The organism is Neolewinella aurantiaca (assembly GCF_008014675.1).
In the GTDB taxonomy this organism is placed as follows: Bacteria; Bacteroidota; Bacteroidia; order Chitinophagales; family Saprospiraceae; genus Neolewinella; species Neolewinella aurantiaca.
Genome location: NZ_VOXD01000024.1, coordinates 1 through 17,315, shown reverse-complemented (window position 1 = coordinate 17,315; position 17,315 = coordinate 1). Strand labels below are relative to the sequence as shown.

The following is a 17,315-nucleotide window of genomic DNA, read 5'->3' as shown; positions in this document are numbered from 1 at the left end:
CTTGTCTTCCACGTCCAACACCATCTCTGCCCTGATCATCGACGATGAGCCCCTGGCGCATCAGATAATAGAAGCTTACGCCAAAGACCTTGACTTTTTAACCATCGTTGGCACCTGCCACCGGGCCACACAAGCATACAGTCTGCTCAGTGAAAAAGAGGTCGACCTTATTTTCCTGGACATCAATATGCCCGAACTGCAGGGACTCGATTTCCTGCGTACGCTCGAACGAAAGCCACGCGTAATCATCACTTCCGCCTTCGAGGAATACGCCATCGAGAGCTTTGAGTTGCAGGTGAGCGACTACCTCCTCAAACCCTTTCGTTTTACCCGTTTTTTGCGCGCGGTCAATAAAGTGAGGTCTGAATTAGGCGGGGCCGCAGGTGCCAGCGAAGGGACAGAGGCAAGGGAAGATCACCTCTTCGTTAAGGTAGACCGCCAGTACCGGCGGGTAGAACTGGCCGACATCCATTACCTCGAAAGCTACGGCAACTACGTAAAAATATGGACCGGTGACAGCTTTCTCCTCACCACCCGGACCCTGAGCGGAATGATGGAAGAACTCCCCTCCGCCGATTTCCTGAAAATACACAAAAGCTACGTCGTCCGCAAAGCCCTGGTCGATTATCTGGAAGGCAACCAACTGGTCATGAAGAACACCCAGGTTCTCCCCGTAGGCAAGTTGCAACGCGACGCCGTCCGCGAGTGGGTGAAGGGATGATCAGAACCCGCCACTGAACAGAAGTCTGAAATCAGTCTTCGCCTGCCCGGGGAACGCATCGGGCAAATATGCTACCTGCACCCCGACGGTGATGAGGGCAGAGTTCAGCCAGACGTTGTCGAAATAGAGCTGTCCGCCCACCGAGCTGACGTCAGGCCTTGTCAGCGTTACGTCTTCTATTGCCAGGCGACTGTAATCGTAGAAAGCATTGAGGCGGATGCGCTGAAAGTAGGTTATCCCCGCAATACCAAAATCCGGGTAGGCGAGCGGCAGCTGATAGTTAGCTCCGATGCGTACAACCCGGTCGTTGATCGACCGGCCGTAGCCACGCGCGTAATTAAAGGCATTAGGGTAGCTGTAAGTATTGGCGCTGTTTTCGGCCTGCACGTCAAAATCCAGTTTGAAACCGTGCGTCGGGAACAGACCCGGCAGGTACAGTGAACTCTGAAACAACAAACGGCTCCCGTCGGTCCCGCTCAGAACCGAGGCGTAAGCAAGGCGGGCGGCTACTCCTGCGCGCGGCTGTACCTGCTGGTAAGCGGTACGGTGCAGGTAACTCCCACTCACCGAAAAACTGAGGTCTGAAAATCCATCCGGTGCTTCGGTCAGTTCGGAATCTGACGTGGTCACATATCCTACGGATAAGGCCGGTGTCAGCTGCGACTGAAAGTCGCCCCTGATCCACGTTAGCGGCACGCGTGCGCCGAGGCTGAATCGTTGTTGGTTGAAATCGTAGCCGCGCAGAATCAATGTGTCCCTTCCTGCGTCTAGTGTGTTGTACGTCCGGCCGGAAGAATTCACCCCCAGGCTGAGTACCGGATACCAACCTCCGTAGTCTACGTTTAAGCCCGTTGAGGTTCGCCGTTCGTCGATGTTGTAGTACACCCCCGCGCCGATGCCGACGGTATTCAGAGCGTTCGCTGCCGCCACTTCGAAGCCAGGATTAACGTAACTTCCGTTGAAAGACCAACTGTGCAGCTTCACGCCCCCGAGCTTATCGTTGAAATCACTTACCGGATAATCCTTCAGCACTACGTTTTGGGTAAGATTTTCTGTTTCGGCGCTGAAAGCGGCGGGGCGCTCAAAGATGTTGGGGCCGGCAGGGTTAGAGACCACACGTAAGGCGGAGTTCGATTTGTTTTCCTCACGAAGGGCCAACCGTCTCAATCGCTCTCCTTTGGGAGTTGCTTCGGCATAATACAGGTACCCCTGCGGCGAAAGGAAAGGATAAGCGCCGCCGATACGAAGATTGGTTAGTTGCCGGCGCTGGCCCGTTTCCGGCTCCAGCAGATAGACATTATCGACTCCGTCGCGGCCGCTACTCATTATCAGGTTGCCGTCTCCGGTAACCTGCAGGTAATCCCGGGGCTCGTGATTTCGCTCTTCCAGCAATCGTGTTTTTCCGGTTTCCAGTTCCAGCGAGCGAAGTGCAACCCCATCAAAGCCGACATCGTAGAAATAAACCGTCTTTCCGTCCGGAGAAAAGCGCGGGAAGGAAACCGACTGCGCGTCAACTTTGAATTTTGCTGCAACCGCTCCCGTGTTACTCTCGAGCACAGCAATGGCCGGAGGCCCCTCCAGCGGAGCGTGCTCGACGGCCACGATGCGCCGCCGGTCGAAACTGAGAGACGGAGAGAAATACTTCCCTTTTTCGGTCAGTTGCTTTTTTCGTCCGCTTTTCATGTCGTACAGGATTATTTCCGAGAAGCGCTCGTTGGTATAACGGGGATTTACCCGGTTTTCCATCCAGACGGCCAGGTTGCCCCGTACGTGCACATATGGCTCCCGCTGGATACCGACCGACGTTAGTTTTTCGTCCTTCTCTCCTTCGGCACTTACCACTACCAGGGCGGGAGTATGCTTAAAGGCTGTGCGTAAAGCCACTACCCTCCCCTCATCGTTGATGGCCGGGAACTTATAGTTTCTTATTTCTTCCGATGCATCGCCGAAGGCAACGCCTTCCACCAAAGGGCCACGGGCAGCCAGTGCGCTGTCCTGTTTGGCTTTCAGGTCGAGCAACGCAGCCTTGTACAAAGCGGCAGGTTTATAGCCCGTTTTCTTTTTCAGCGCGCGGCCAAAGGGATAGATTAAACCTTTGTAAGCTGCACCATCGTGCAGGACAGACTTCCAGACGTCGTTACCGAAGCGTTCCCGCGCATAAGTAAGCGTGCTGTACCCGTAGCGGTAGTGATCGGGCACCAGGCTGCGGTAGCTGCCGTTGCGGGATTTTGCGTAGGGATAGATGATGTCCTCGTCCAGCAGACTCCGCAGGGTTGCGCTGAATGCCGGTGTACGGCCACGGCCTGCGCCACTCAGGGCCGTTTCGTAGACTACGGCATCGCCTTCACTGAACCAGTTAGGCGTAGCCAGGAAGCTGAATACCGACCAGCCATTTTCGCCCTGCAACCACGAGAACAGCTTGGTGATTCCCCGCCTTTCGTTGCTGTTTTGCTGCACGTGACGGTACTCGTGAATAGTGAGCAAGTCCAACCATTCCGTATTGCTCAGGAAACTGAGTTGCTGGGGTGGCGTAGCGTAAAACTCGGACCGGAAAGGGCCCAGCCCTACGTAGCCGTTTATCTCGGTGGTTGCCGTTTGCAGGATAAGGTCTACATCGAATATTTTTTCACCGATACTGCGGGTGTGGTTCGCCTGCAGTTCATCGATCAGTGAAGCCACGCGCATTGCGCGTGTTTCGTATCCTTTCGGGAAAATGATGCGAGCGTGGTCGCTCCGGATTTGCTGAAAGTCGATCGTCGGCGGGTGCAGCCCGATCTGGGCGCTGACGCAGGTGCTGAGAATGGTAAGGAGGAGCAAAGAAAGAAACGGACGCATAAGATCGGCAATGTACTTGGGGATAAAGTAACAACAATGTTTAGGGATAACGTCGACACCCCGTCGGATCAATCTACGTTTGCGTGCCTGCTGTTTGTCCGAACCCGGTTTGAGCGCCTCTGGCGCGATTGCTCATCGGGTGAATAACGAAACCATGGGTTCCGAAACCGCTGCGCGGAGTTCTGCACCCCACGCTAAGCTAAGCGCCCGTTAAAACCTTAGTGGATCATATTTGATATTTCGTTAACTCAAGCTGTCAGGGCTAGGCTTACACGTGCAGGAAAGAAAAGGCTGGGTTCAGCCCCTCGCGAGCCGGATGGGTTGAGCGCCTCTGGCGCGATTAGATCGCGCCAGAGGCGCTCAACCCAATCAGCGAAGGCAATAAAGCACCCAGGCTGGCGGCAGGTTCGCCCAAACCCGGCGGGTTTCTACCTTCCCGAATGCCTCTTCGTAGTAAGCCCTGGTTTTAAGACTGTAGTGTACCTGGTTATAGCATCCGCCGGGCTGCAGGTTATCTTTTGCCGCGAGGACGATTGCTTTGCCCAGGTTTTCCGGTAGGGCCGCAAACGGAATCGCCGATACAATGTGGTCCGCTTTATCGGCCCCAATCTGATCCAGCCAGTGCCGGATGTTCTCGGCACTGTCTTCCGCCACAACCAGACGCGGATCACCAATCGCCCGCATATCATCGCACAGGTCTTTACTTACTTCGAAGGCGATCACCTTCCCTTCAGGATGTAACCTTTTAAGAATGTGTTCGGTTATCACCCCATCGCCGGCTCCGAGTTCCACGATAACCCGCGCGGTCCCGAAATCGATATTGTCAATGGCGGCTTCACACAACGCCGTACTGCTGCGCGTAAAGGTGCCGGTGGTGCGGAGGTTGCGAATACCTTCAAGAAGAAATGAGAATGTAGACAAGGGAATGAAATTATGTGATTCGGCATCCTTTTACGGTACCGGCGGGGGATGAGCCTGAGAAAAGTCCAAACTACGGCATTGCTCTCAAAAATCCATTCTTTGCATCCTGCGTCCGCGCAAAAAAAAACACAACTAACTGAAATCGAACACGGTACACACTCATATACGTTGCAACATCATGAAAGCTTTATTATTTTTCACCCTTCTGACCCTTTGCTCTTCAGTACCACTCGATGCGCAGTCACTGAACTCTTACCGCTGGAAATCACGCGTGGTACTCCTGTTTACGCCTACTCCCGAAGACCCGGTCTTTCAGCGGCAAGTTGAACTTCTCTACGGCCAGGTCGACGAACTGGAGGAGCGTAATGTCGTATTCATGTTTATTACGCCCGATGGTAAGTTCGAGAACACCGGCCGGTTCCTTGACCAGGCTGCCTCGCAGAAAATGTACCAGAAGTTTGGCGCCGAAGAATTTCAGGTAGAGCTGGTGCTCGTAGGGCTGGACGGGCACGAGAAGTTCCGCGCCCGCAACCGAATCACCCCGCCATCAGTACTGATGAACCTCATCGACACCATGCCCATGAGAGCAGCCGAAATACGGGGAAAAGGCAACCGCAGCCAGATCGCAAACAAGAAATCAGGTACCGCCGAGATTCGCCGGAACTATTAATCAAGAATGTCCCGCACCTGATAGAGCATTGGCTCCCAGTACCGGCTTTCCAGAATGTTTTCCCGGATCACTCCGCTATTAGTCGCGTGAACAACGATGAGTTTGTTGATGCCTGTTTCCACGATCACCGACACGTGATGAACGGCTTTGCCGTTCCGTTTGAAGAAAACCAAATCCCCCGGCCGGGCCTTGCTGAGCGGAACCGACTTGCCCTGCTTCGCCTGATCCCGCGAAACCCGGTTGATGTCTATGCCCGCATTCTGGTACAGGTAAAGCACGAAGCCGGAACAATCGAAGCCTTCACTCGGCTTATTCCCACCGTATTTATACCGGAGGCCCATCAACTCTTTGGCGTGGTCCACGATATCGGCACGAATGAACGCAGTTGCTCCGCCGGAGGCGGAGCCCGAAGATCCCGGCGAACGGGTTCCGCCAGTAGAGTCAACTGGCTTGAAAAGACCACAACCTGTAAACAGGACCGGCAGAAGAATGAAAAGAAAGAGGGAAAAATGCTTCATGAATATTGGATCGGATGTGCATTTATAAACACTATAAAGGCGGCTAAAGGTATTGAACTTAACGACATTTTAACCGGCATACGACGGGCATCAGTTTACTTCTTTCGTGACCTAATTCGTCCGGGGCTGCAACCGCATGCCTACTTGAACGTTCCCATACGAAAGATTCTATTCCTCCATGGTCGAACACGGCGACCCCATACTGCTACCCGATACTTCTGCTGCTGCGGCTACCCGCCGTGCAGAGGCCATCATTCCAACCCCCTACGGCGACTTCCGCATGATTGCGTATTCCGAGGACCCTGATGCCTACGCTCCGCACATTGCGATGGTTCATCCTGAAATGGACCCCGATACCGAGGTGATTGTCCGGGTTCATTCAGAGTGCATTACCGGAGACTTATTCGGATCGAAGCGCTGCGATTGTGGCGAACAACTCAACCGGGCGCTGCGCATTGCCGCAGCAGGTAAGGGTATTGTGGTTTACCTCCGTCAGGAAGGCCGCGGCATCGGGATCATCAACAAACTGAAAGCTTACCAATTACAGGATACCGGTCTTGACACCATCGAAGCCAACGTGCACCTGGGATTCGAGATCGACGCCCGCCATTATGAGGTAGCGCAGGGAATTCTGGCCGACCTCGGCGTCAGCAAAATCCAACTCCTGACCAACAACCCCGAAAAATTGGAAGCCTTCGGCGAAGGCCCGGTCGAAGTTGTTCGTCGTCTCCCCATTATCGTTGACCCCATCAAAGAAAACCGTAGTTACCTCAGAACTAAAGAGTTTTCAATGGGCCACCTTTTCAAGTAGGTCGTTTCTTCGCCTTCTGATTCATCCGCACTACAAACAGTGCCGAGAGCAACACGAGCACCAGAGGGAATGCCACCCACCATCCACGCCGTTTAGCGATTTTTACCGGGCCGGAGGCTCCGTGCAAAACCATTGCCGACCAGTAATACGGATGCGCAAAGGTTTGGCTTGCCCTCACCTCAGACGTAGCTGTCGCCAGAGCTTCTGCTCTCGAATGGCCATCCGCAAGGTTGCGGTAAAAGGCTACCATCAATTGTTCCGTCGCAGCATCGTCCACCTGCCAGAGGCTGCTCAGCGTACTCTCTGCTCCGGCTGCAGCAAAGGCATTCCCCAGGCTGAGCACTGTCTCGCCGGGAACTACCGGACCAAGACTCGTTTCACACGCCGAGAGTACGACCAGCTGTGCGTTAAGAGGCAGGAAAGACAGGTCGTTGAAAAACAATAATTCATTCTCCGCCACCCGATCACCGGATTGAGAGAAAGCAATGAAACTAAGATTGGGGTCTGTTGCATTCACCATTCCATGACTGGACAGGTGCAGGATGCGCTGATCACCCAACTCCCGCAGAAAAGCCTGGCGGGTCGCAGCTTCACTGAGAAAGACTTTGTTTCTGGGTACCAGCTTCGAGATGGCTTCTACCTCCGCCCGGTTGTTGGCCAGGGGTAACAACCCCGGCAGATTAGCCCCTTCTGAGGTAACCAGCACCCGGTCGGCCCGCGCACCGCGGGCCTGGCTCAGTTCCGTTGCTGAAGCACTTCCGCGAAAAGAAGGCCCAAAAGCCAGCAGATCAGTTGAGAACTCTCCGGCGGGCTTCGATTCGAGCTCCAGGAGGTAGCGAACCGAAAATGCCAGTTGCAACTCAACCTGATCCCCCAGGTACTCCAATTTTCCGTAGTCTACCGGAACCGCGGGGTTTCCTGCCGGCAACGCAGCGAAAGGTAAGAAATGAAGAGCGCCATCCGGGACCAGAACGAACTGTTCCGGGGCGTCTCCGGAAGCTTCCGATTCGGGGATCAGATAATCATGAAGCACCTTACCGTACGTCAGGAACTTTCGGTCAAGAGCGTTTTGCTCTGCTTCAGTTCTCAGGCTTTTAATCTGGTAGGCGCTCTCCGATATGGCAGCAATCCAGTCTTCAGTCAGTTGACGCAGGCTATCAGCCGGTGGTAATAAACGTACCTCCAGTTCTCCCGTCGGGCGCAGGTAAAACCGGAATCCCCGCTCTTTGCCCAAGTGATACTCCACCAGGCCGGCATGGTGCCGGCCCAGATAGGCAACGAGATCATCCTTCTCCGGCGGAGCGGGAGTTGGTGCCTCTTTACCGTATTCGGTACGCAATAGTAACTCAAGCCGCAATTGCTGTTCGGCACGCTCCACTTCCAGAGCGGGGTTAGCTACCGCGGCACGTTCCAACCGGGCGATATTCCGGCGCAGGTCCTGTTCCCTGCGGCCCATCGCCATTTTCTGGCGGCCAAGCGCAGCGAGCTGGCTGTAAGCACGGGCGCTTTCGCTGAGGCGAAAAGCCTGCCAGAGGTGGCTTTCGCTTCCGTCTTTTTTGTAGAGGTCGTAGTGCAGGCCGATTGCCCGGTCGTACCAGGGCCACACTTCGGCGCTGAGGGCGTAGCGGCTTCCGTCGGAAGACACCCCTTCGCGCTGGCGATCCTGCAACAGAAAAGTTTCTTCCATGTCAGCGAGCGCGGCTTCGAAACGCCCGTTACGGGCGTGAAGGTCTGCCCGGCGGGTATAGAGGTTGATTGCAAAATGGAGGTCGATTATACTGTCAGGAACCATCCTCAGAGCACCTTCGTTGCCCTGCACTCCGTTTCCCGCCAATGCTTTCATTCCTGCCTCATACTGATTCAGTGCTGCGTCGTCATTACCCATCGCTTCCAGCACAGCCGCCTTCAACAGTGGCCAGTCGGCGGCCATTGCCGGGAACTCCGGGTTAGAGGGGTAAGCGGCAGCCGCCGTCAGGAAATCCAGAGCTTCCTGATGCTTTCCTTCGGCGAGCGCTACCTGAGCGAGGTGATTGTAAGTGATGTGAAAAGACGAAGGCTTTTCCGCCTCCTTACCAAGTAACTCCAGCGCACGAAGGTGCGCCTTGCGGGCAGCCGGGTACGCACCCGTTTTCCGATGGTTATTCCCTGCGATGTTTACAGCGTCTGCTTCCTGGCTGGGGCTGGCCAGTAGCCGGGCAGCAGCAGCGGCTTTCCCGGCGTACAGAATAGCATCTTCCCGCTGCCCCAAATACTCAAATGCATCAGCGGCATCATAGTACATCTGGTACTGATCTATGGGAGTAGGCCGGCTGAACTCTTCCAGAAGACTGACCATCGCTAAAATGGTATTCCGGGTCAGTTCCCGGTCGTTATTTTCCTGCGCGATCACACCGAGTAGCTTCAGACTGCGCAGCCAGTTGGTCGTGTCTTTTTGGGGCAGTTGATCATAGATATCGATGGCTTCGCGCAACAGATAAGTCGCCGTATCGGGCCGCCCCAACCATTGCAGCGAGTTCGCCAGGTTGTAGCGCGTATGCGCCTGATCTATGTGAGGCGCTCCGAAACACGCATCACGGATACGGATAGCCCGGATGTATTGCGGGACAGCATTGATATCATCGTACGTCTGGTAATAACTCATCCCCGCCAAATGATAAGCCAGGCCCGAAAGGCTGTCCACGATCAGGTTACCCGCTGCGTCGTGAGCCAAAGAGTCGACCACCGCCCGGCTCATCGCAAAGCTATCTTGCTTATACCAGGCAAGCGCCCGCTGAAACCCAGCTACCCGGGCGGAGTCAGCAAGGTGCTCTTCTTTTCCGCTGTCCGCCGGCTGTGCGGTCAGAAAAAAGGACGCAAATAGCAAAAACGAGCAGGCGAACAGACGTAAAGCGAGCATATACAGAGGTAAGGATGATACCTCTAAGGTAGGTTTTTTTCGATCCCGGGGCGCGGCCGCAGGTGCAAGGGTAGCTTTTAGAAAACAATGGACGGATCCTCAATTCATCGAAGCTGAGTCCTTTAACCGGCAGAGCGGAGAGGTCTTGAGCAGCGTAGAAGCCACTGCATTCCCATCTCAGGGCGCTGCTTAAGTTCTACGTGAAACCAGTTTTGCGTAGTCGTACCCATCGCATTTTCCGATTCCATAGGTTCTGAGCCCCAAACTAGCGGCGCCTTCGTCGCCGTAGAAGAAGTTGAAGATCTTACCGTATTCATCCGAATCCTTGTTCTTCAGGTAAAAGGCCTCTGTCCCCGAAACACCCGCTTCGTTGCAACTTTTATGCGCTTCTCCTGCCCTTCCAGCTACGAAAACCTCCTGCACCAGATGCTCAGTAAGGGTCTTCGGTTGCGGGTTATTGAGTCGGTAAAGCGTTCTGCTTAAGTACTCCCGCGTTCTCTTTCTGATCGTAGCTTTCGAATAAGATTCACTCGTCCAAAAGTAGGGGGCACAAAAATTCCGACTCACGAGTGCATTCAGTTTGAATTTACTGTCAAAATCCGTTGAATAGTGATTTGTCCACCCACCCTTCAGGTCATCCGCCAGGTTGAGCACGACGATGAACACTTCATCTTTTGATCGCCGCAAACCGGATTTGACCGGTTGCTTCCCCGCACCGTTACGGTGCGCAGAAACAGAGAAAGGCCCGGACGACGGCCAGGTTTCCGACTTTATTGATTCGTTGAATTCAGCGATTACCTCCTCCATTAGGCCTTCGGCGTCCAACTGCTCTAATTCGGTAATCTTTTCGAGTACGTGACTTTTAGCCATCGGGTTGAACCCTGAGATGGGCAAAGCCAGATCCCCTTTCGTACCTCCCTGAAGTTTAGAAATATATTCTTTGAACCGTTCGGGGGATGCTGGTTTCGAATACAATTCCTTTATCTCGGACAGTATCGGCTTCAGTTGAAATTCCATTGTCTGTTCTTTACGGGTATTACGCGAAAGGTGGCCTGATAAACATCAGCTTTTGGGATCACGGCTGGCCATCCCGGGCCGACCAAAACGCTCGCCACAAAATAGCCAACGTTTTGCACCGGAGCACACTTCGAAGCAAACCTTGCCGGAGAGGGCGGAGGGTGAAGTGGCAAATCAAAACTGTCCGTTAGTGTAGCGCCGGAGCTTCTTCCCCTGCTTGCCTGTGCGTACTCCAAAAACGTCACCCGGCACCTGCGGCCGCGCCCGGAAAGCCTTCCTGGATCAATGCTATAGTTGCCTGTGCCCAGCAAACAAAAAAAGCAATCATTTTCGTCTTGAGTTGCACATCTGCCTTCCTTTCACGTTTTTACGGCAGTTTAATCTCTTTCAAGCAAATCCGAGTTATGACCAATAATTACCGTCGCGAACCACTATGGTACAAGGATGCCATCATTTACGAACTCAACATCAAGGGCTTCTACGATAGTAACGGCGACGGAATTGGTGATTTCGCAGGCCTGGAACAAAAACTCGACTACCTGGAAGAGCTTGGTGTAACCGCCATCTGGCTGCTTCCCTTTTACCCCAGCCCGCTGCGTGATGATGGTTACGACATTCAGGATTACTACAGCGTAGCCGAACGCTACGGTAACGTAGATGACTTCAAGCGCTTCCTGGAAGCCGCCCACGATCGTGGCCTCAAGGTCATTACCGAGCTCGTCATCAACCACACTTCCGATCAGCACGAATGGTTCCAACGCGCCCGCAACGCCGCGCCCGGGACTCCCGAACGCGATTACTATGTCTGGTCAGACACCGATGAAAAATGGCCCGATGTCCGCATCATCTTCACCGACACCGAAACCAGCAACTGGACCTGGGACCCCGTGGCGAAGCAATTCTACTGGCACCGCTTCTTCAGTCACCAGCCCGACCTGAACTACGACAGCCCCGACGTACAGCGCGAAATCATCGAAATCCTCGATTTCTGGATGAATATGGGCATCGATGGCTTCCGCCTCGATGCCATCCCCTACCTCTTCGAACGCGAAGGTACCAACGGAGAGAACCTGCCCGAAACTCACGCTTACCTCAAAAAACTACGCAAACACGTAGACGACAACTACGACAACGTACTCTTCCTCGCCGAAGCCAATATGTGGCCCGAAGACAGCGCCAGCTACTTCGGCGACGGCGACGAGTGCCACATGAACTACCACTTCCCCCTCATGCCCCGTATGTATATGAGCGTGAAGCTGGAAGATCGCCACCCCATCACTGACATCTTCGACCAAACCCCCGAAATACCCGAAAACTGCCAGTGGGCCACCTTCCTGCGCAACCACGATGAGCTGACCCTCGAGATGGTGACCGAAGAGGAGCGCGACTTTATGAACAACGTCTACGCCGCCGACAAAACGGCCCGCATCAACGTCGGCATCCGCCGCCGGCTGGCACCACTGATGGACAACGACCTCGACAAGATCAAGCTCCTCAACGTCCTGCTGATGAGCCTGCCGGGTACTCCAGTTCTCTACTACGGAGACGAAATCGGGATGGGCGACAACATTTACCTCAAAGACCGTGACGGCGTACGGACGCCAATGCAGTGGAACGGCAACGAAAATGCTGGCTTCAGCGATGCTAACCCCCACAGCCTTTACATGCCCGTAATCCGTGACACTGAGTACAGTTACCGGTGGGTAAACGTGAAGCGGCAACAGCAGAACCCCAACAGCCTGCTGAACTGGACCAAAAAGCTACTCGCGAAGCGCAAAAACTTCCAGGTCTTCGGTCGTGGCATTATCAAATGGATCAAACCGGACAATGGCCGCATCCTTGCCTTCACGCGCGAGTACGAAGAAGAAAAAGTTGTAGTAGTCATCAACCTGAGCCGCCACCCCCAATCGGCCCAACTCGACCTCAGCGAATTTGAAGGCAGCAAGGTACAGGAAGCCTTTGGCCGGACGTACTTCAACGACATCGGACGCGACCTTTACCAGATCACGCTGGCCGGCCACGGTTATTACTGGCTACAGATCGAATCAGCCAACCGCGGAGGCATCGACAGGCGGGACCTCACAACCCCCAACCTCGTGACGGGTGAATTGGATGACTTTTTCAGCAAAGGAAACCTGCGTACCCTCGAGAAAACAGTACTGCCCGCGTACCTGCATTCCGCAGCCTGGGTGGGAGCCCGCTCCGAGCAACTCGAAGCCGTCAAAATTTTCGATTACCGCATGCAAACCAACGGCGAGCGCCACTTCGGCTGGTTGTTAATGGAGCTCTCCTACCTCGAGGGCTTGCCGGAACTGGTTCAGCTGCCACTGGCTTTCCACAATTTCCGCGAAGAAGTAGACTATGCTCCGCGGGAGGAAGTACTGGCCATGGTAGAAGTTGGTGACACAAAAGTTGTCTTGCTCGACGCACTCTACGATGAAGAGTATCGCCGGGGACTCGTTGCCGGCCTCAAAGACTTCGGGGAGCTGAAAGGAGTAGACTTCATTGCCCAGGACAGCATCACCACCATCGGCGCCCAGGACGCCAACCTCGTGAATTCCGGAACGGAGTACATGCTGTTGCAAAGTAAAGATTACAATATCAAGTTCTACCGCAGGGTGGACGCTGAAATCGTTCCTGACCTGGAGGTCAAAAAACTGCTTACTAACCGCGGTTACAGAAACGCGCCTGAAGTGGTGGGAACACTACACTTCTCCCCGCGTAAAAGTATGTACGCGACCCTAGGCATCTTTGAAAAACGCTACGAAAGCAACGGAAGCGCATGGGATTACGTCCAAAATAATATCCAAAGGTTTGCTGAAGAAGTGATCACCCGCCTGCAGCAGCCCAATCAGGATGCCCCACAGGCAAAACCCGATGAAGTATCCGTCACTGACAACATCATGTACCAGGACATGCCCGAAACCATTCAGGATCTTCTGGGCTCGTTGTTCATCACTAAAATGGCAGAGCTTGGCCGCACGCTGGCGTCTTACCACCTCATCGTGAAGGACGGAACCGAGAAGAACTTCAAAAAGGAAGCCCTCAGCCTCCACTATCAGCGCAGCGTTTACGCCGGACTGAAAGGTGACGTTCGGGCGACTATCGACCTCCTGAAAAAGACCCTGCCTGAGCTGGACGAAGACGCTACCGGACTCGGCGAAGCCGTAGTAGCGCTCGAAGGTCGAATCCATGAGTTACTTAAACGCGTCTTCGACCATAAAATAGAATCGGACAAAATCCGCATTCACGGTGACTTTACCCTGATGCAGGTTGCTCTGGCCGACGAGAACTTCATCATCCAGAACTTCGATGGCGACCCCGACCGTAGCTACAGTCAGCGGCGGCTGCGCCGCAGCCCGGCCAAGGACATCGCGAACCTGATGCGCAGCATCAGCTACGCTGGCGGTCTCGTCTACGAAGACATCGCGCCCGGCGTGCGCGAAGAAACCGCTGAACACCTCGAGGACTGGCTCCGCACCGCCAACCGTTACCTCTCGGCCGAGTTCCTTACCGCTTACCGCAAGGCAACCGAAGGAACACGCCTCCTGCCCGACGATGAAGCCGATCTTGAAGTCCTCATCGATACTTTCCGGATCGAGAAAGCGCTGCAAGAGCTTCGGTACGATCTCAATTACCGTCCCGGCCAGGTGACAGTGCCACTCCGTGGCCTGCTGGAACTCCTGGAGTATTAACCCGGGCAAAACAGTCCCATTTTAACCGAGGGATGTTTACTGAAGGAGAAAGAAACAGGGGCGCGGCCGCAGGTGCAAAGAAAGTTTGCGGGTGGTCGCGCCCTTGTAATTTCAAACTGCTGAAGCGCGAGGCTATAAGCATTCGTTACACAATCCACCCGTTGCTGCGTGCATGCTCCGCAGCCTCAGCGTAAGTCGCCACCAGACGCACTTCGATATCGCTAATGCCCTCGATCAGGCTCTCAATTCGCTGTGCTCGTCTTTCGTGCATCACGTCGCGGATGTAAATGGCCAGAATACGGCCGGGATTGTTCCTGGCGGCTTCCAGGTAAATATCGGTATCGTGCTCTCCGGAATCCCCCAGTAGGATGAACGGCATGCTGGGATAGGTGGACAGGATCTTGTTCACCATGTCCGCCTTGTGCGTTTTGTAGTTGGCGATGGTGTCTTCGGCCGGCAGGCCGAAGTCGCGCAGCAACACCGGTCCGCGGGGGAAACGGTTGAGGTCCAGAAAATCGAGCAGCAGGTCGAACAGGTTCCAGGGGGAATTGGAGACGTAGAACAGCGGGTTGTAGCCTTCTCCGTCGGGACCGAGAGAGAGTGCCTGGTAGAAATCGGATACGCCGTCGAAAGCCCGGCGTTTGCCGGCATTCTTCAGCAGGGTGTGTACCATCGTTTTCAACTTCAGCCGGCTGGTGACGTCAGTTTGCAGGATGGTATCATCGATGTCGCTGATGACGCCGAACTCGGCGATTTGGGGCACTACAACTGCGGAGTGTGAGACAACCTCGGAGATTTCCTCTCCCGGTATGCTGGTCACCCTGATCTCCGCCTCCTGCCAGAAGTCGTGGTCGCTGTGGACGTGCTCGTCCGGCGGGCAGTGGTGCTCGACGTGGAAGTAGCCTTCGCTGTCGGTCGTCCGCTGAAACTCGTGCTCGCCCCAGGTGATGGTTACCTCTGCGCCAGGAATTTCGCGGCTGTTGAAACGTTTAAAATTGTTGACAACGTTGTCCAACAGGCTGTCCCGTTCCTCCCGGCGGATGCCCCGGTCGCGCAGTACGCGACCGGTGAGGTAGAGGTAGTCTTCGCGGCCGAAACCGGTGTAGTTTGCAATCGAGACGGGTTTGTCGTTGCCCCAACCGAGGCGATCTACAACTTCATCCCATTCGCGATGAAGGATTTTTCCGAGGGAGCTTATTTTGTTTTTCAGGGGCATATTGGGATAACGGGCCGGTGGAGGGTGGGGTTTGGTTGGGCTTATACAATGAACTGGCAGTATATCAGATGTAAGGATAGAAGTCTAAATTTCTTTGCCACAAAAAACATCTAATCGCTGCAATGTGATTCGGGCGCAAACCAGATTGTCGCGATTGCTTCTCCCAAGTACCGCGGTGTGGGGAGGCTGGGAGGGAGTTATGCGACAATCGGGTTTGCGCCCATCCGACTCCTCAGACAGTACAGCTAATTGGCTTAAAAATACTACACCCCAACCCCAAACGTTACAAGAAGCGTTCACCTACCAGAACTTTACAACTGATACCATGCAAAGACTTCTCCTTCTCCTTCTCATGTTCGGGTTTACCGGATCTCTGATTGCTCAGAACCTGTACACCATCAAAGTCGGGACTTTCCGCGACGTGAAAGCCGATGACTTTACGAGCCTGCGTGGCCAGGGCTTCGTCTACGGCGCAGCAGGCGCCGATAATACCGTTGATGTGTACGTTGGCCAGTACTCCGATGTAGCAAAAGCCAACGCTACCGCAGCGTCCCTGAACAACAACGGCTTCCGCAACGCCCAGGCTCTGGCCCTGCCGCTTAGCACCGGCCAGCAGGTTACGGTGATTCAGATCGCGCTGCATTCAGGAGACCGCTCTATCGATTGGCCCACCCTGGAGCGTGCCGGCCAGTTGTTCGTCGAGTCGGTAGACGGGGTGAATAAAATCGTAACCGGCATCTACCCGGATGCACGAACGGCCGCAAGCTTCCTGCCCGCTATCCGTGAACTTGGTTACAGCGATGCATTTGTAAAAACGATCAATAACGTTCGCCTCATTCCCATCAATCAGTTCGAGACCGGAATCAAGAAACCGTTGATCCCGATCGACCTTACGGCTAAAGCCCCCGTTCCCGAGACGCCGGAACCAACAGCAAGCCCTGCTACCTACGGAAGTAAGGCCACTCCCGCACCCGTAGCTTATTCTCCGGCACCCGCTCCGGCTACCCCCGCCGCAACGCCGACAACAACGGCTACTCCGGCGGCCACAACCGGTCTGCCGAGTCCGGCCTCCTCCCCCACCCTCAACCTGCCCGCCATCGACGGCAAAACGAAACGCCACAGCTCCGCAGAACTGCAGCGCGTCCTCAAAGAGAAGGGTTACTACGCGGGCAGCATCGATGGCTACTACGGCCCCGGCACAACCGCTGCCTACGAAGCGGCCTGGGACGACATGCCCGAAATCCGCAAGTACCGCAAACTGAGCGAAATGGCTTTGGCCCCGGCAGGAAACACCGAAAGAATCAGCAAGTGGCCCGAAGTGAGTACGCTACTGGCTGTCGTGGAAGACCTCTCGGCGGGGATGGCCAACGACGCCCGCGCCCGCCAACTCGTACAACAGCGCAGTGAACTGACCAATGCTACCCAGGCACTCACTCCCGTTGCCGTCAGTCGCATCAACAACTGGGTTACTACCATCTGGACCAACCTCGAAGAATGGGCTACCGAGGATCCTCTGCACGCTCAAATCTTCAGTGCTTTCCGCCTCACCTATCAGCAGTCTCAGGTCCGTCTTGAGGACTACTACATGGACAAAGGCCTCTCGGCTACCGACGCGCGGGACCTCTCCAGCGCCATGCTGCAAAACCTTGTTGGGGCACAGCTTGACCGGTTCCTTTAAGCATAGGGCCTGTTATCTGCCTGTTAGCCTCTTCGGCGTTTTTTCACCATTAAACGCAGAGCGTTTTCTTCCGGATAGCTCCTCTCCACTAAGCCTGAGGCGAAGCGTGTCGGGAAAGGGGTTGGGGTGAGGTTTCCAGCGTGTATCACCAAATGCACTATTATCACGAATTTGCCACCTGTCTCGTCTCCCCTCTCCCGAGGAGAGGGGCCGGGGGCAGGGCTAACGCATACTATCTAGAAAAACTTTATCACGGGCCTTATCGGACCACATCGCTCGCATTCGTTTATGCTTAACACCAGCTTTACTGGGTCCATCAGCGTGTAAATTGATACTC

11 protein-coding genes are annotated in these 17,315 nt (G+C 54.8%); 5 read left to right on the top strand and 6 right to left on the bottom strand.

All coding sequences use genetic code 11. The features are described from left to right. Nucleotide 1 precedes the first annotated feature (1 nt). The gene (locus tag FUA23_RS15060) at nt 2-721 is read left to right on the top strand and encodes a LytR/AlgR family response regulator transcription factor (protein ID WP_246144246.1); all 720 of its coding nucleotides are present in this window, start codon (nt 2-4) and stop codon (nt 719-721) included. On the opposite strand, the gene FUA23_RS15055 is transcribed toward FUA23_RS15060, so the two are convergent. Further along, nucleotides 722-3,556 (bottom strand): TolB-like translocation protein, encoded by a 2,835-nt coding sequence (locus tag FUA23_RS15055; protein WP_147931583.1) that lies wholly within the window; start codon nt 3,554-3,556, stop codon nt 722-724. Nucleotides 3,557-3,925: 369 nt separating this feature from the next. After that, entirely contained in the window at nt 3,926-4,477 is a 552-nt protein-coding gene (locus FUA23_RS15050) for a class I SAM-dependent methyltransferase (protein WP_187271075.1), read from the bottom strand. A gap of 178 nt (nt 4,478-4,655) precedes the next feature. On the opposite strand from FUA23_RS15050, the gene FUA23_RS15045 reads away from it, so the two are divergent. Further along, a complete protein-coding gene (locus FUA23_RS15045) occupies nt 4,656-5,147 on the top strand; it encodes a DUF4174 domain-containing protein (protein WP_147931581.1) in 492 nt (163 codons plus the stop codon). Here the strand turns inward: FUA23_RS15045 and FUA23_RS15040 are convergent. After that, nucleotides 5,144-5,665: a C40 family peptidase gene (locus FUA23_RS15040; protein WP_147931580.1), complete on the bottom strand. Its 522-nt coding sequence runs from the start codon at nt 5,663-5,665 to the stop codon at nt 5,144-5,146. The genes FUA23_RS15045 and FUA23_RS15040 overlap by 4 nt on opposite strands. Before the next feature lie 178 nt (nt 5,666-5,843). On the opposite strand from FUA23_RS15040, the gene ribA reads away from it, so the two are divergent. After that, nucleotides 5,844-6,476: a GTP cyclohydrolase II gene (gene ribA, locus FUA23_RS15035; protein ID WP_147931579.1), complete on the top strand. Its 633-nt coding sequence runs from the start codon at nt 5,844-5,846 to the stop codon at nt 6,474-6,476. Here the strand turns inward: ribA and FUA23_RS15030 are convergent. Both FUA23_RS15030 and FUA23_RS15025 read right to left on the bottom strand, forming a co-directional pair. Continuing rightward, complete coding sequence (locus FUA23_RS15030) at nt 6,469-9,372, bottom strand: CHAT domain-containing tetratricopeptide repeat protein (RefSeq protein WP_147931578.1); 2,904 nt, start codon at nt 9,370-9,372, stop codon at nt 6,469-6,471. The genes ribA and FUA23_RS15030 overlap by 8 nt on opposite strands. A gap of 189 nt (nt 9,373-9,561) precedes the next feature. Then, a complete protein-coding gene (locus tag FUA23_RS15025) occupies nt 9,562-10,389 on the bottom strand; it encodes a hypothetical protein (protein ID WP_147931577.1) in 828 nt (275 codons plus the stop codon). A gap of 404 nt (nt 10,390-10,793) precedes the next feature. Between FUA23_RS15025 and treS the strand changes: the two genes are divergently transcribed. After that, nucleotides 10,794-14,084: a maltose alpha-D-glucosyltransferase gene (gene treS, locus FUA23_RS15020; RefSeq protein ID WP_147931576.1), complete on the top strand. Its 3,291-nt coding sequence runs from the start codon at nt 10,794-10,796 to the stop codon at nt 14,082-14,084. A 145-nt stretch (nt 14,085-14,229) separates the two neighbouring features. Here treS and FUA23_RS15015 read toward each other — a convergent pair whose 3' ends face one another. Next, the gene (locus FUA23_RS15015; protein WP_147931575.1) at nt 14,230-15,300 is read right to left on the bottom strand and encodes an App1 family protein; all 1,071 of its coding nucleotides are present in this window, start codon (nt 15,298-15,300) and stop codon (nt 14,230-14,232) included. A 325-nt stretch (nt 15,301-15,625) separates the two neighbouring features. Between FUA23_RS15015 and FUA23_RS15010 the strand changes: the two genes are divergently transcribed. Continuing rightward, entirely contained in the window at nt 15,626-16,978 is a 1,353-nt protein-coding gene (locus tag FUA23_RS15010; protein ID WP_147931574.1) for a peptidoglycan-binding domain-containing protein, read from the top strand. Nucleotides 16,979-17,315: the final 337 nt, after the last annotated feature.